Origin of the sequence: Streptomyces sp. NPDC048417, from assembly GCF_040651615.1 — a bacterium.
GTDB lineage: Bacteria > Actinomycetota > Actinomycetes > Streptomycetales > Streptomycetaceae > Streptomyces.
Window position 1 is genome coordinate 107,561 of record NZ_JBEZKI010000006.1, and the last position, 15,276, is coordinate 122,836.

Annotated in this window: 10 protein-coding genes; 6 read left to right on the forward strand and 4 right to left on the reverse strand. The window is 71.6% G+C overall.

The features are described 5' to 3' along the window. Positions 1-185: 185 nt before the first annotated feature. The 4 genes from AB0D59_RS11535 to AB0D59_RS11550 form a co-directional block, all read right to left on the reverse strand. On the reverse strand, positions 186-1,109 hold the full coding sequence (locus AB0D59_RS11535) for a MurR/RpiR family transcriptional regulator (protein ID WP_351744960.1): 924 nt from the start codon (positions 1,107-1,109) through the stop codon (positions 186-188). Positions 1,110-1,242: 133 nt separating this feature from the next. Beyond that, the gene (locus tag AB0D59_RS11540) at positions 1,243-2,931 is read right to left on the reverse strand and encodes a glycosyltransferase family 39 protein (protein ID WP_362563785.1); all 1,689 of its coding nucleotides are present in this window, start codon (positions 2,929-2,931) and stop codon (positions 1,243-1,245) included. A gap of 93 nt (positions 2,932-3,024) precedes the next feature. Continuing rightward, on the reverse strand, positions 3,025-4,956 hold the full coding sequence (locus AB0D59_RS11545; protein WP_362563788.1) for a phosphatase PAP2 family protein: 1,932 nt from the start codon (positions 4,954-4,956) through the stop codon (positions 3,025-3,027). 276 nt (positions 4,957-5,232) lie between these two features. Next, positions 5,233-6,138 (reverse strand): BadF/BadG/BcrA/BcrD ATPase family protein, encoded by a 906-nt coding sequence (locus AB0D59_RS11550; RefSeq protein ID WP_362563790.1) that lies wholly within the window; start codon positions 6,136-6,138, stop codon positions 5,233-5,235. Positions 6,139-6,677: 539 nt separating this feature from the next. Between AB0D59_RS11550 and AB0D59_RS11555 the strand changes: the two genes are divergently transcribed. The 6 genes from AB0D59_RS11555 (at position 6,678) to AB0D59_RS11580 (ending at position 15,002) form a co-directional block, all read left to right on the forward strand. Further along, entirely contained in the window at positions 6,678-7,811 is a 1,134-nt protein-coding gene (locus tag AB0D59_RS11555) for an ROK family transcriptional regulator (RefSeq protein ID WP_362563793.1), read from the forward strand. 276 nt (positions 7,812-8,087) lie between these two features. Next, on the forward strand, positions 8,088-9,410 hold the full coding sequence (locus AB0D59_RS11560) for an extracellular solute-binding protein (RefSeq protein WP_362563795.1): 1,323 nt from the start codon (positions 8,088-8,090) through the stop codon (positions 9,408-9,410). A gap of 123 nt (positions 9,411-9,533) precedes the next feature. Further along, on the forward strand, positions 9,534-10,445 hold the full coding sequence (locus tag AB0D59_RS11565; protein ID WP_362563798.1) for a sugar ABC transporter permease: 912 nt from the start codon (positions 9,534-9,536) through the stop codon (positions 10,443-10,445). Then, positions 10,442-11,344, forward strand: a complete 903-nt coding sequence (locus AB0D59_RS11570; RefSeq protein WP_362563800.1) for a carbohydrate ABC transporter permease — start codon at positions 10,442-10,444, stop codon at positions 11,342-11,344. Before AB0D59_RS11565 ends, AB0D59_RS11570 begins: the two co-directional genes overlap by 4 nt. 2 nt (positions 11,345-11,346) lie before the next feature. Continuing rightward, positions 11,347-13,065 carry a hypothetical protein gene (locus AB0D59_RS11575; protein ID WP_362563803.1) on the forward strand — a complete coding sequence of 573 codons (1,719 nt, stop codon included), beginning with the start codon at positions 11,347-11,349 and terminating at the stop codon, positions 13,063-13,065. Between the two features lie 53 nt (positions 13,066-13,118). Further along, positions 13,119-15,002, forward strand: a complete 1,884-nt coding sequence (locus AB0D59_RS11580; RefSeq protein WP_362563805.1) for a hypothetical protein — start codon at positions 13,119-13,121, stop codon at positions 15,000-15,002. The last annotated feature ends 274 nt before the right edge of the window (positions 15,003-15,276 follow it).

Here is a 15,276-nt window from a genome sequence, read left to right on the forward strand (position 1 = left end):
GCGGGTGCGAGCGGTGCGTCCTGGGTGCGGAACGTGCCCGGAGTGTGCCGGGGTGATCCGTGAGCAGTATTTATATATGCCATCCGGTTTGCAAGACGTATGAAAACATTCATGCGTGAATTGCGGTGAATGATCCCTCTACGGGTTGCTGCTGCGCGCAGGAAAGATGGCCGCAGGGCCCCGGGTCAGTCCTTGAGGAAGAACTGGTGCTGCTCGGCGACGTGCTCGTACTCCTCCAGGCGTGCCTGGGTGCGCTCCGGATCGGCATCGGTCATGGCCTGGAGCAGGGCGGCGGCCATCAGGCCGGGCGCCGCATAGGTGTCGAAGACCAGGCGGGACCCGATGCCGGTGCTGAAGGTGACATCGGCCTCGTCGGCCAGCGCGCCGAGCGCCAGGTCGGTCACCAGCGCGACCCGCAGACCCGCGGTGCGCGCCACCTGGATCGCGGTGAGCGTCTCCTGCGCGTGCCGCGGCATCCCGAACGCCAGCACCCAGGTGCCGCCCGCCTCCCGCGACTGCAGCAACGCGTCGTAGGCCACGCTGCCGCCCCGGGTCACCAGCCGGACGTCGGGGTGGATACGGCGGGCGGCGTAGGCGAAGTACTCGGCAAGCGAGACGGAGATGCGCAGGCCGAGCACGGTCAGCGGGGAGGACTGGGACAGTTCGCGGCCGATCCAGATCACCCGGTCCGGGTCGGCGAAGTCCCGGCGCAGGTTCTCCAGGTTCTCGATCTCGGCGTCGACGGCCGCCTGGAGTTCGTTGCTGCGGTGCTCGGTGGCGGCCCCGGTGCCGCCCGCCAGGGTGCGCAGCGCGATCGACTGGAGCCGCTCGCGCAGCGCCGGGTAGCCGTTGAAGCCGACCGCGCCCGCGAACCGGGTCACCGACGGCTGGCTGACCCCGACCCGCTCGGCGAGGTCGGTGATCGACAGAAACGCCGCCTCGGTGATGTGGTCGATCAGGTACTGGGCGATGCGCCGCTGGCCGGGGGAGAGCCGGGGGCCGTCGAAGAGCTCGCGGAGCTGGGAGGTGGGCGCGGCCTCCGCCTCCGGCACCGTCTTGCCCGAGGTGATCGCTGATGCCTGTGCGCGAGCCTGCTGCGGCGATGGCACCGAAGCGCCTCCTTTGTCTCCCACGAGGACTCAACATAGCTCACGGACCGTGGTGACCAGGGGTTGTGCCGACAGCCTGACCGCCCGGCGGCCGAACGCACAACGCGCGAGGCGGGCGCCGGGGTTCCGGTGGTCACCGCCGGTAGACGGTGATGGAATGCCCGACGTCGTCGACGGCACGGCTGCTGTCGATCAGCGCGGCCAGCCGGCCCCGCGCCTTGGCGACCGACGAGTCCGAGACGACCAGCAGCCCGTGCACCTCGCGGGGCGGCACCGTGCGGGGGTCGGTGGCGTGGATGCCGTAGTACGACGGGACGCCACTGCCCTTGTAGACCAGCCAGATCCGCTCGCCCGGGTAGCGCTCCCGCAGCCGGTCGGCGAGCCGGCCCAGGTCCTGGCCCCAGTCCACGTTGGAGTCGTGCAGCCGCAGATACGTCTTCGCCGGACCGCCGAACGCCTCGTTGGAGTACGGCAGATAGAACGGGAACGTCCGCAGCGAACTCACCGCCACGAACAGCAGCAGCGCCCCGCCCACCGGCCGCGACCACCGCCACCGCACCGCCAGCACCGAAGCGCCGCCCACCGCCAGGAACATCGGCATGAACAGCGCGTACCGCGTCCCGAAGTCCCGCGACCCGGTCATCGCCGAGGCCAGCAGCACGGCCGGCGGCAGCAGCACGTACGGCGCGGCCGGCCGCAGCCGCCGTACCGCCACCGCCGCGACCGCGCCGGCCGCCCACAGCGCCAGCATGCCCAGCGGCGTCTTCACCAGCAGGGCGGCCGGCAGGTAGTACCAGCGGGAGCCGGTGTAGAGGTGCCCGAACAGATAGCCCTGCCAGGGATAGTCCTCCAGCCCGAACTGCAGGCGCATGCCGTCCCGGTAGGCGTGCGGGAAGGGCATCAGATCCACCAGCAGACCGCGTGGACCGTGGATCGCCGGGATCGGCACCGCGGCCACGGAGCGCAGCCGGGGATCGACGGCCAGATAGGAGAGCCACACGACGGCGACCGCCGTCGCCGTCACCACCGCCGCGGCCGTGAGCGCGCGCCGCACCCGGCCCGGGCGCACCCCCCACACCGACAGCACCGCCAGTGCCGGCAGCACCGGGAGCGCGGGCAGCACGCTCATCTTCGTCGCCACCGCCGCGCCCAGAGCGGCCCCGGCGAGGGGCAGATACAGCCGGGGGCGGTCGCGCGCCCGCCACAGCAGCCAGGCCGACGTCAGCACGAACCCGGCCGACGGCACGTCCAGGGTGGCCAGCGAACCGTGCGCGATCAGGTCGGGGGAGAAGCAGTACAGGGCGAGCGCGAGGAGCCCGGCGGCCGTACCGAGGACCTCGCGGGCGAAGGCGAGGACCACCAGGGCGAACAGCAGCGTCAGCGCGATCACCGGCAGCCGGGCCCACAGCATCAGCCGCCAGGGGTCGTTGCCCGACGCGTACAGCAGATGCCGGCCCACCTGCCCCTGGTCGCCCCGGTACGACGGGTCGTAGTGCGGGTCGGCGACCGCGATCCCGGCCATGACGATGAGCTTGCCGAGCGGCGGGTGCTCGGGGTTGTAGCGCAGCCGGTGCTCGTGGAGGTAGTCGGTGGCCGCGGCCACGTAGACCGGCTCGTCGATGGTGGGCGTCTGCTGGACGGCGGTGGTCACCATCGCGACCGCCATCTGGGCGAGCAGCACCGCCACGAGGACCGGCACCAGCCACCGCCGGCGGGCGCGCAGGGCGGCGGTCAGCCGGGCCGCGGGGGCGGGCCGTGGGGCGGGTGCGGGATCGTCGAGGTGGCCGGGATCGAGGACCGACTGCTGTTCGCTTGCCATCATCCGCCCCGCGGGGACGCCGGGCCCGCGGTGGCGGGAGCGATCAGGAGCAGGGTCATGGGCCCCACTCTCGCATCGCTCCCACCACCGGGCGCGTCACCGCTTCACGAGTCGTACCGACAGTCCGTCTGCCGTGTACACGGGTACGGCCCGCAGCTTGTCGGAGTTCAGCTCGATGTGGTCGAACTGTCCGCGCAGCCGCGGCGCGTCCATCACCGGGAGGGTGTGGCCCGCGGCCGGCGGGTGCTCGGTGTCGAGCTTCAGGGACAGCGTGCTGCCCTTGCCGAGCACGGCCAGGTGCTTGACCTGGAGCGGCGCCTTGCTGCCCTTGCCGAGCGTCACCTCCAGGGTGCCCGCGTCCTGGGCGTAGCTCCCCCGCACGAACAGGTCCCCGGCCACCCGCAGGGTGCCGGCCTCGACGCGGACGTCGCCGCGGCCCAGCGCCTCGTCCGAGGCGGCGACCAGGGTGCCCCCGGCCACCACGGTGCCGCCGCGGTAGCCGTTGCCGCCGGTCAGGGTCAGCGTGCCGGTGCCCTTCTTGGTCAGGCCGCCGTGGCCGTCGATGTCGTTGCGCCAGCTGTCGGCCGCCGAGAAACCGCCGGCCGCCGCGTCCAGGGTGACCGTGACGTCCGTGTCGAAGGCGCCGTAGCCGTCCGCCGCGGCGAACAGGTTGAGGCGGCCCCACTGCTCGGCGCCGTCCAGCAGCACATAGCCGGCGGGCAGGGCGGTGCTGCGCAGCACCTCGCGGCGCTGGTCGGCGGTGAGGTAGGGCTGGCGGGTCTCCAGGAGCACCTCGGCGCCCTTGGGCACGGTGAGCGGCAGGTCGGCGCCCTGCCGCCGCAGGATGTACGTCAGCCGGGGAGTGGCCGCGCGCTCGTTGGCCGCGCGGTCGGCGTACGGGTCGGCGGCGGTGCCGGCCGAGTGGGCGTAGGCGTACAGGGTGTCGGCGGTGGCGCCGGTCCGCGCCTCGAAGTAGGCGAGGGCCTGGGCGCGGGCGGCCGCCTTGAGGGCGGCGTTGTCCGGGTCGGCGAGGGTGGCGGCGGCCAGGGCGGTGGCCATGACGCGGCCGCCGATCACGTCGACCGTGTTGTGCATACCGGCGATGATGCGGGTGTCGCTCAGCTCCAGGGCGCGGGCCACCAGCTCCTGGAAGCGCTCCGGCACCGCGTAGGCGTAGGCGAGGCCCGCCAGGTGGAAGGCGTTGGTGTGGCCCGACGGGAAGCCTCCGTCGTCGACCGGGGAGGTGCTGCGCTGACGCAGCAGCTGCGGGGCGACGACCACCTCGGAGTCGTAGACCGGGAAGCCGTAGGCGTCGGTCCTGCCGGTGTCGACGACCTCGCTGTCCTCGTTCATGCGCCACGGACGCGGGTACTGGTAGGCGTACTTGGAGGGGTTGCCGGAGGCGTAGTTGCCGCGCAGGGTGTCGACCAGCTCGGCGACCTTGCCCAGCGCCGAGTCGTGCGAGCCGGCGCCGAGCGCGGAGCCCGCCGGGGCGTCGGCCGGGACGGCGTCGTTGACGGTGGTCGCGGGCGTCCCGTCGGGTGCGCTGGTGATCGAGGTGACCGCGAGGGAACCGGCCTTGTACAGGTCCGCCAGTGGGCCGAGGCCGGCGATCATCGCGTAGCTCTGGTGCTGGCGGTCGTAGAGGAACGCCTTCTTCGCCTCGGCCGCGGAGCGCTTGGCGGTGATCTTGGCGCAGTAACGCATGTTGTCGCGCAGGATGTCGGCGCGCAGCACGGCACCGGTGTTCCAGGCGGAACCCGTCTTCCATATCAGCGCGAAGCCGCCGAGGATGCGGACCACCGCGTTGGTGTCGGCGGTCTGGTTGGTGCTGATGTTCGTCTTGTAGTCGTCGACGAACGCGAGAGCGGTCGCGGCCTTGGCGTCCGCGGCGGCGAGCCAACCGGCGAACGTCGGGGCCGCCAGCACACCCGCCGACGCGCCGAGCGAGGTCTTGAGGAATCCCCGTCGGCCGACGGGGAGTCCACGGGCCGGTGAGGAGGTGCGGTGCCCGGCAGGTGACGGCATGGGTGTGCCTCTCTTGAGTTCTGCGGGAGTTCACGCGGACGGCTGGGGCTCCAGATGCGCGTGAGCGTGTGGGTTCGCGTGGGAAAGTGTTGAACGAGCGTAGTTCTAGGGCGAGTTCGTGTCCCGTCGGTCATCGCCCGACGACCGCCACGTGACCCGGAGTTGAACGGCAGCCCTGTGGTTCACCGGAAGAAGCGCCCGGGACCTGCGCGTTCGCAGCGTCGAACAGCCCGTGGTCCACGGCAGACGGAACCGGACGGGCCGCGGACGGGTTTCTCACAGGATCGAACGTGCCAGCGCCACCGCGCCCTCGACCGGCGGGAGTCGCAACGGCTGCGGCCGCGCCCCGGGTACGGCCTCGGCGAGCGCGGCCGCGAAGGCGTCGTACAGGCGTGGCTGGGAGAGGATCGTGCCGCCCGCGACCACCACGTCGTCCACGGCGAGACCGCGGGCGGCGAGCCGGACCACGAGGCCGGCGAGGGCGCGGCCGCCGTCGGCTATCACGTCGGCGGCGAGCCGGGAGCCCGCGTCGGCCGCGGCGAAGAGCGCCGGGGCATGTCGGCCCCACTCGGCGGAGACGTCGCAGGCACCCTCCAGCGCGGCGCCGAGTGCGGGTACTTCGGCCACCTCGAAGGCGGCGACGAGTCCGGTCGCGAGGGCGTCGGGGGCCTCGCCGCGGTCGTGTGCGGCCCAGACGGCGCGGGCGGCCTCCCGGACCAGTCCGGCGGCACCGCCCTCGTCACCGAGGACCGCGCCCCAGCCGCCCACCTGTACGGGGCTGCCGTCGGGCTGCCGGCCGACGGCCACCGAGCCGGTGCCGGCGACCAGGCCGACACCCTTGTCCAGGCCGGCGGCGGGGACGAGGAGCTCGGCGTCGCCCACCACCTGGACGGGCACGTCGAGGAGGTCCCGCAGCGCGGCGGCGATGCCGGCGCACTGGCGGGGGGTCTCGCAGGCGTGCCCGCCGACGGCCAGGGCGGCCGGGCGGGTGCCGGGAGGCAGGGCGTCGTGGACGAGCGCGGTCAGCCAGCGGGCCGCGGCGACCGGGTCGTGCGGCCGCCAGCCGCTGCTCGGGCGGACGTGGTCGGCGACCCGCTCCGCGCCCGCGATGGCGCGGAGCTGGGTCTTGGTGCCGCCCACGTCGATGCCGACCACGAGTGGAGGAGAAGGTGTGTCCTGCACGGATCCTCTTTCGTCGTCTGGGCGAACAGCGCCGAAGAGCCTGGCGCTCAGGGCCTGGCCGGCGGATCCAGACGCGGGCGTGGGGCGTGGCACGCACATCTGCGGCGTTGTCGTCGGTCGTCGACGTCCCCCAGCCTTCGGCCGGGAGGTGCCCCCACCGCGTCGACTCCCTCCTCCGCCTTGCAGCTGCACGCACCACGCCCCACTCATCGGCGCTGACAGCCGCCGCTGATTTCCTGCGTCTTGATCCGCCGGCCAGGCCCTAGCTGCGACGGCGGGCGAACCGTGCCTGGCCGGACAGGAGTTGAAGAAGTCGGGAAGCCCCGGGACGGGCTTCTTGCGGAGCACGGCAGGCGAGTACCGTGTACTTCGTTAGGAAGTTAACTAACGAAGTACAGTGCGTCAAGAGTTGCCGCGGACTCGATCAACGGGACGCTGTCGAGGCCAGAACCGCGCGGCACAAGGGCACCGCATCGCCGCATCCCGCGACACCCGGGGGAGCGCGGCCCCTGACCCATGGGGGAACTGTGGAACACGTCGTGACTGAGGCCCCCCGGCTCACCGAGAGCGCCGGTGCGGTCTTCGCCGTACTGGCTCAGGCCGGCAGCGCCACCCGGCCGCAGCTCGCGAGCCTCGCCGGCCTGTCCAAGCCGACGGTCTCCGCCGCCGTCGCGGAGCTGGAGGGGGCCCGGCTGGCCGCCCACTCCGGCACCGCGTCCAGCGGCACCGGCCGCTCCGCCGCCGTCTACGGCCTCGGGCCCGCCTCCGGCTCGGTCCTCGCCGTCGACCTCGGCCCGGCCCACACCCGGGTGCGCGGCTGCGCCCTGGACGGCACGCTGCTCGCCGAGGCGGACACGCCCCGCACCCGCGCCGCCGACGCCGTCCGCGAGGCCCTGGCCGCGCTGCCCGCGGGCGCCCCGCTGCGGGCCATCGTCGTCGCCATCGGTGACGTCACCGCCCCCGACCTGGCGGGCACCGGGATGCGCCCCGCGACCGCCAAGGCCGGGCCCGTCTTCGACGCGGTCTCGGTCGCCCTGCCGCCGGGGGTCCCGGTCCACCTGGAGAACAACGTGAACTGCGCCGCCCTCGCCGAACTCCACGAGGGCGCCGCCCGGGGCCGCCGCACCTTCGGCTACCTGCGGATCGGCGTCGGTATCGGTCTGGGCATCGTGATCGGCGGCCAGGTGCTGCGCGGCGCCAACGGCGCGGCCGGTGAGCTGGCCCGGCTGCCCTACCCCTGGGACGACGACCGGGAGCCCCGTCAGGAGGCGCTGGAGGCGTACGTCGGCTCGCAGGCCCTGCTGCGCCGGGCCGCCGAGGTCTGGCGGGATATCGACGGCCCGCGCCCCCGTACCGCCGAGCGGCTGTTCGCGCTGGCCGCCGAGGGCCGCGAACCGGCCCGTTCCCTCGTCGCCCGGCATGCCGCCGACGTGGGCCGGCTGGCCGCCGCCGTGGCCGCCGTACTGGACCCGGGGCTGATCGTGCTGGGCGGCAGCACCGGCGCGGACCCGCAGCTCCTGCCCGGGGTGCGGACCGAGCTGGGGCGGCTGAGCTGGCCCACCGAGGTGGTCAGCAGCCAGATCGGGGATCTCGGTACTGTCGTGGGTGCGGCCCGGCTCGCGGTGGCCAAGGGAGTCCAAAACGTGACCGAAGGCGCGCAGGTGAAGGATTGACGGCCTCCTTATCGGTCTGCCAATGTCCGGACAAGCGCTTTCTAAGTCGGCCGGGACGCCGGCTTGGGGTGAGCCTCCCAGCCCGTACACGACGTACGGCAACCGCACGAGGGCGTGCCCGTGCGGTGACGGCCAGGACGGCCGGGGATCTCGCCCCGCGTGGACGATGCGGCCGGGCGAGGCCGCGCCCCCCGGAAAGCGACTTTTCCTTCAAAATGCACCCGTGCCGCCTCAGCCGGCGCCGTGCTCCGTCCGTACGACGAAATGGGATCGAAGATGACCACTGTGGGTGTGCGGCGCTCTCGCCGACTCGGCCGCGGCGGCATGCGCCGCCTGGTTCCTCTCGCTGCCGTGGCCACGGCAGGAGTCCTGCTGCTCTCCGCCTGCGGGTCGGGATCCGGCTCGGGCGGGAGCTCCAAGTCGCTGACGTTCTGGATCTCCACGGTCCCGGGGCAGGACGCGGGCTGGAAGAAGCTGGTGGCGCAGTACAAGAAGGAGACCGGCGTCAGCGTCAAGCTCGTCAACATCCCCTACGACGGGTACCCGACGAAGCTGCACAACGCCGCGCAGGCGAACTCGCTGCCGGATGTTGCCGACGTGCCGGCCCTTGACCCGATCTGGTCGAACAAGCTCATCGACCTCAGCTCCATCGCCAACGACAAGAGCTACAACATCAACGCCAACTTCCTCGCCAAGGACTCGTCCGGCAAGGTGCTGGCCATCCCCTCGGACGTCACCGCGTCCGGCCTGTTCATCAACAAGACGCTGTTCAAGAAGGCCGGCGTCGCCGTCCCGACCTCGCCCCAGAAGACCTGGACCTGGACCGAGTTCATCGCGGCGGCGAACAAGGTCCGGGAGAAGACCGGCGCCAAGTACTCCCTCACGTTCGACCAGTCGCCGTCCCGGCTCCGCGCCATGGTGTACGAGATGGGCGGGCAGTACGTCCACGCGGACTCCTCCGGCAAGTTCTCGGTGGACGCCGCGACCAAGAAGGCCGTGAAGTACTTCGTCGGACTGAACGACGACAAGACCATGCCGAAGTCGGTGTGGACCAGCGGCGCCGACCCGTCGGCCATGTTCCAGAGCGGTGACGTGGTCGCCTACTGGTCCGGCGTGTGGCAGGTCGCCTCCTTCGCCGACAGCATCAAGAAGTTCGACTGGGCGAGCGTCCCGACTCCCGCCCAGCCGGTCCAGGCCAGTGACGTCAACAGCGGCGGCATGATGGTGGGCTTCAACAACAACGGCGCCGCGGCCACCGCCGCCCAGAAGTTCCTGTCCTGGGTGTACGAGCCGAAGCAGTACACCGAGCTGGTCGAGACCTCCGGGTTCCTCCCGGTCGAGAGTGGTCTGAACCCGAAGTACCCCTTCACCTCCGAGGCGGCGCAGTCGGCGTTCAAGCTGTACAACGAGGAGATCCCGCTCTACGCCCCGATCTCGGGTTACTTCAACGGCGCGCAGACGAACTGGGTGCTGAAGGGCAAGAGCCTCGCCACCGACCCGACCAAGACGGAGCTCGGCAAGGCGATCAACGGCCAGCAGTCGGCCGACAAGGCCCTGCAGAACATCGTGGACGGCTACAACCAGCAGGTCGGCGGCTGATCGTAGGCCACAGGGCCGGGCGGCGGGGTCCAGACACCGCCGCCCGGCCCTGGCGCCCACGTGATGCCGGGCTCATGGCGTGAGCCCACAGCAATCCATTCCACCAGCACGGAAGTCAGGAAGATGACAAAAAGTGCCGCGGCAGTGTCCGTGAGGCCGCCCAGGAGACGCAGTACCTACACCCTCGCGCCGCTCGTCCTCATCGCGGCCAATGTCGTGCTCTTCGCGCTGTTCTTCGCGTGGCCGGCGGTGATCGGGCTCGTCTACTCCTTCACGAACTACACCGGTGTGGGGGCGTTCCAGTTCATCGGACTGGACAACTACCACAACCTGTTCGGGGACTCCGCCTTCTACGACGCGCTGACCCGGACGCTGCTGTACGCCGTCCTCTTCGTTCCGCTGAACTTCGCGCTCTCACTGCTCGCCGCCAACCTGCTGGTGAGCAAGCACGCCAAGGGCGCGTCCGTCGCCCGTGTCATCTTCTTCATCCCGTGGCTGCTGTCGCCCATCGTCGTGGGTGTCCTGTGGCGGTGGCTGTTCGGTGAGAACTTCGGACTGGTCAACTACGTCATCGAGAAGCTCGGCGGGTCCGCCGTCCCGTGGCAGTCGAACGCGGACCTGTCGCTGCTGGTGGTGGTGTTCGCGGCGTCCTGGGCCTGGACGGGCTTCTCGATGCTGCTCTTCATCGCGGCGATCAAGAACGTACCGGTGTCGTACTACGAGGCGGCCTCGCTCGACGGCGCCGGCCCCTGGCGCCAGTTCATCAGCATCACGCTGCCGAGCATCGCACCCACCTCGTTCATCGTGATCCTGCTCAACACGATCAACGCGATGAAGGAATACCCGGTGTTCGTCTCCCTCAACAACGGCGGACCCGGAACGTCGAACAACCTGCTTGTCCAGTACATCTATCAGACCGGCTTCCAACGGGGCCAGATCGGCTACGCGAGCGCCGCGTCGTTCGTGCTCATGCTCATCCTGATGGCCGTCGCGATCATCCAGCTGATCGTCAACCGGCGGGTGGAGAACCGATGACAACAACAGACACGCCACGCCCGGTCGACGCCGGTCCCGGACGGGCCGTTTCCAGAAAGCGGTCCCGCGGTGCGAGCAGTGGCGGGCTCCGGCGGGCGGTACCCGCGACGACACTGCTGTGGGTCATGGCGTGCCTCTACGGGCTGCCGGTGCTGTGGTTCATCCTCAGCTCCCTCAAGCCGGCCGGGGACCTGTTCTCCTATCCGCTGACGCTGGTTCCGCACCACCCCACCCTGTCGGGTTACTTCCAGGCGTGGCGCAGTGCCAACTTCTCGCAGTACTTCATCAACACGACCCTCGTGTGCGTGATCACGACGATCCTCACGGTGGGCGTCAGCTGCTGCACCGGGTACGCGCTGGCCAAGTACGACAACAGATGGCTCAAGGCGTTCTTCATCTGCATCCTGGCCACCACGATGCTGCCGGGCGAGGTCATGCTCGCCCCCGAGTTCCTGGTGGTCCGCAACCTCGGCCTCTACAACTCGTTCGCCGGCATCATCCTCCCGGCCGTGCTCACCGCGACCGGATGCTTCATGTTCCGCCAGTTCTTCATCACGGTCCCCGACGAACTCGTGGAAGCCGCACGCATCGACGGCGCCCGCGAACTGGCGATCTTCCTGCGGATCATGGTGCCGCTCTCCCGGCCCATCATGCTGACCCTCGCCATCCTGTCCTTCCAGTGGCGGTGGAACGACTACATCTGGCCGCTGCTGATGCTGAACGACCCCAACAAGTTCACCGTGCAGATCGGCATCCAGAGCATCGTCGGCGCGCAGAACATCAACTGGTCGGTCCTGCTCGGCGCATCGGTCATCTCCATGATCCCGCTGATCGTCATCTTCCTGGTCTTCCAGCGCTACGTCATGGGCGCCGACATCAACGCCGGACTGAAGGACTGACCGTGCCCACCCCGCTCGACCACGAGTTCGTCCGCGCGGTGGCCGGCGCCGCCGACCGGCTGGCCGCCCCGCTGGCGGCCGGCCCCGACGAGGAACCCGCCGGTGTGGCCCACCGCGTTCTGGCCCGCCGGGTGAAGACGCTGGTCGCGGCGTACCGTTCCCCGGTCTCGGCACTGCACGGCAGCGGGCAGGTCATCGTCGCCGCGATGACCCACCTGGGCGCCCTGCGGGCCGCGCAGACCGCCACCGGCCTCTTCGCCGGCGGCGACAACGTGCAGTCACCGCCCGACTCCGCGTTCACCGTCAACGACGTGTGCGACGCGCACCTCCTCGCCGCGGGCGCGGGGCCGGAACTGGGCGACGTCACGGCCGCGCTCGCCGAGATCGCCGACGCCGCCTCCGGCCCTCTCCTGACCGGTGGGGTGCACACCCCGAACCACCGCTGGGAGCTGTGCGCGGCGCTGGCCCGACTGCACCGGTCATTCCCGGACGGCCGGCTGCTCGACCGTGTCGACGCGTGGCTCGCCGAGGGCGTCGACATCGACGCGGAGGGCCTGTACTCGGAGCGGAGCGCCAACTACGCGACCCACGTGTCCAACCCGTCGCTGCTGCTGCTGGCCGACGTCCTCGGCCGCACCGACCTGCGGGACGCCGTCGAACGCAACCTCACCGCGACCCTGGACCTCATCAGACCGGACGGCACGGTGGAGACCGTCCACTCGCGGCGGCAGGACCAGAACCATCCCTTCCCGCTGGCGCCCTACCTGCCGCACTACCGGCTGCTCGCGATCCGCACCGGCCGGGGCGACTTCAGCCGGGCGGCGCGGCTGGCTGCCGCCGGCGGCATCGACGACCCCCACCTGCTCGCCGAGACCATCCTCACCCCCGACCTGTGCCGCGCGCTGCCGGCACCGGCGCCGGAACCCCTTCCCCGCGACCGGTACATCACGACGGCGCGCCTCGCCTCACGTGCCTCCGCCACCGCGCACAGCGTCCTGTACGGCGGCTCGGACGTGCCCGAACACCGGCGCATCCGCTCGGGCCTCGCGTGCAATCCCACCTTCCTGCGGCTGTTCGCCGGCGACGCCGTCCTCGACGCGGTCCGCCTCTCCCGGGGATTCTTCGACCTGGGCCCGTTCCGCGCCGCCGGCATGGAACAGCCGGCCGACCACCAGTACCGGCTCACCGAAACCCTGACGGCCGCCTACTACCAGCCGCTCCCGCCGGACCGGCGACGGGACGACGGCGCCTACCGCATGGCGGACGAAGGACGCTTCTCGGCCGCGATGGCCTTCCCGGACCGGCCTCGGGACGAGGTCTCCCACACGACCCGCGTCGCAGCGGATCTGCGGGAGGACGGTGCCGACCTGCGGATCGACATCAGCGGACCAAGCGTCCCCTGGGCCCTCGAACTGACCTTCCGGCCGGGCGGCGTGCCAGAGGGCGCCGTACCGATCGGCGACGGCCAGTGGGGCCTGACGACCGGGCCGATGACCTACCGGGTCGGTGCCGACGAGATCCGGATCGAGGTCCACGTCGAGGCAGGCGAACCGCTCGCCGGGCCGGACCGGAGCGACGTACTACGGTACGACCCGGGTCAGGACCACACCGTGGTGGGCGGCACCGACGCGACGACCGGGAACCGCGTCTACATCGGCGGCCACGGCCCTCACACACTGACCGTCGCACTGCGCGCCCGCCGTCGCTCGCCTGTCGTCTGACCCCGACAGGAACCACACCATGGCCACCTCCGGCATGAAGGGCTGATCCACCCATGCACCTGCCACGCCAGCTCGGCCCGCTGCACGACCTGCCGTCCACCCCCGAGGCGTACGACGCGGTCCTCGCCGGCGTCGCGGAGCAGGCCCTGGCCCGCCTCACGCCCGAGGGCAACCTCGAACACCCCGACGCCGACGACGACATCGGCGACACCTCCCTCGGCGTCACCTCGCTGCTGGCCCTCGCCTGGCAGCGCGCCAAGGACCCGCGGCTGCCGGAGGCCGTGCACCGCAGCCTCGCCTTCCACCTGCGCGAGCGCGTCTACACCGAGGACAACCCCGGCTACCCGAACCTGACGGTCCGCGACTCCGGTCTCCCGTACGCCCGTTACGTGCTGGCGCCGGGCGCGCACCCGATCGGGGACTGGCCCAGCACGGTGTGGGCGCTGCTCCAGGCCGTCAACGTCCTCGACCTCGCGGACGGCCTGGTCGACGACGAACAGCGCACCGCGCTGACCGAGGTGGGCCGCGGCTACTGGCGCTGGCTGACCGAGGCCACCTTCTTCAACCCGCAGGAGGCCGGCAACCAGGCGATCGGCTGCGTGGTCGGCGGGCTGATGCTGGCCCGCCACCTTCCCGCCGGGGAAGGCGAGCAGGTCCGCAGGCGGGCGCTGACCCTGTACGCCGACGAGATCCGCGCCCACCGCGTCCTGGACCGGGGTGCCCTGCTGCCCCCCGAGCACGGCGGCGCCTACGACAACAACTACGGCCCGATCTCCCTGTCCTTCCTCGCCCAGGCCCACCGGATCAGCGGCGAGCCGATGTTCGCGGAGGACGGCGACGCGCTCGCCCGCTACCTCGACGCCCGCCTGCCGGGCGGCGGCTTCGACAACGGTGGCCCCCGTTACAGCGAACAGCACTCCGGCTTCGAGTCCGTCCTGGGGCTGCGTTACTTCGGCGCCCGGATCGGCTCCGACCTCGGCCGCTACCGGGGCGACACCAACTGGGGCCGGCACGCGGTCAAGGCGGACGGCGGTGTCGACGGGCACTTCGCCTGGATGCTGGTCTGGCAGACCCAGGACACCACACCCTGGCACCGCACCCCCTCGACCGTCCCGGCCCGTCACCAACTCCGCGCGGGCACCGTCTCGGTGGCCTTCGACCACCGGATGACCCCGGCGCTGATCGAGGCGGCCGGCACCTACCACCTCCCGGCGGCGGTGAACCGGCAGCACGGCTTCGGCCCGGTCCTGGACGGCTTCCTGTACTGCCGGCCGATGGGCGAGGTCCGGGTGCGGGACCTGCACGCCGACGGCCTGACCGCCAAGCTGGTCAGCAAGCCGGTCGTGGGCCGCGACCACGTGCTGCGCCACCTGCGCTCCCTGTACGTCACGGACGGCACCCGGCTGTGGGTGACGGTGGCCCTGGAGCGCCTCGAGGGAACGCCGTACCTGCTGGCCGGGCTGCCGTACGCGGCGGACGACGGCGACCGGGTGCGCCGCGTCGCCGAGGGCGAGATCGCCGCCGCGGGGGCGCTGCGCCTCACCCACCCCGCACAGCAGGGCGCAGACCACTTCGACGCCCGTGCCGAACTCACCCAGGAGCAGGCCGCGTTCGCACTCGCCGTCGACCCGCGCGGCTACGGCAACCCGGACGAGGGCTGGCGCCACCTGGTCACCTCCAGCGCCTACGAGGCCCAACCGGCACCGGGCGCACCGGAGAACCTGCACGTGTTCGCCGTACGGTACGGACCCGGCGGTGACCTCGTGGCCTCGTTCGAGGGCGATCTGACGGTGCGCACCGAGGCGTTCACGGCCGTCATCGGGCCCGATGATCGCGTTCTACTACTCCTCGACGCTGTGGCAGTCGGTCGGTGTGGACCCGCCCCCGCCCCCCCGCCCGCCCACGGAGTGCCCGAACTCGCCCTCACCGCCTGCTAGTTCAGCGGCTGCCCGCGTCGTACGGCGCGGGCAGCGCCGTCTCCGGCACCACCAGATCCGTGACGTCGGCCGGAGGGAAGCCGTCCATGGGCACCTGAGCCGCCCACGGCTCACCGGCGCCGTTCGACTCCCGAGGGAGCGGGTGCGGTCGAGGAGGTCATCGAAAGTCGTGGCTGCCGCCCGGCTCGCCGTGGCCAAGGGAGTCCAAACCGTGACCGCAGGCGCGCAGTTGAAGGATTGACGGCCTCCGACTCGGTCTGTCAACGTCCGGACA

Bases quoted from the DNA above. Each gene is read 5' to 3' on its own strand.
- AB0D59_RS11545 (WP_362563788.1), bottom strand. From the start codon at position 4,956: ATGCCGTCACCTGCCGGGCACCGCACCTCCTCACCGGCCCGTGGACTC.
- AB0D59_RS11570 (WP_362563800.1), top strand. From the start codon at position 10,442: ATGACAACAACAGACACGCCACGCCCGGTCGACGCCGGTCCCGGACGG.
- AB0D59_RS11580 (WP_362563805.1), top strand. From the start codon at position 13,119: ATGCACCTGCCACGCCAGCTCGGCCCGCTGCACGACCTGCCGTCCACC.
- AB0D59_RS11560 (WP_362563795.1), top strand. From the start codon at position 8,088: ATGACCACTGTGGGTGTGCGGCGCTCTCGCCGACTCGGCCGCGGCGGC.
- AB0D59_RS11540 (WP_362563785.1), bottom strand. From the start codon at position 2,931: ATGATGGCAAGCGAACAGCAGTCGGTCCTCGATCCCGGCCACCTCGAC.
- AB0D59_RS11565 (WP_362563798.1), top strand. From the start codon at position 9,534: ATGACAAAAAGTGCCGCGGCAGTGTCCGTGAGGCCGCCCAGGAGACGC.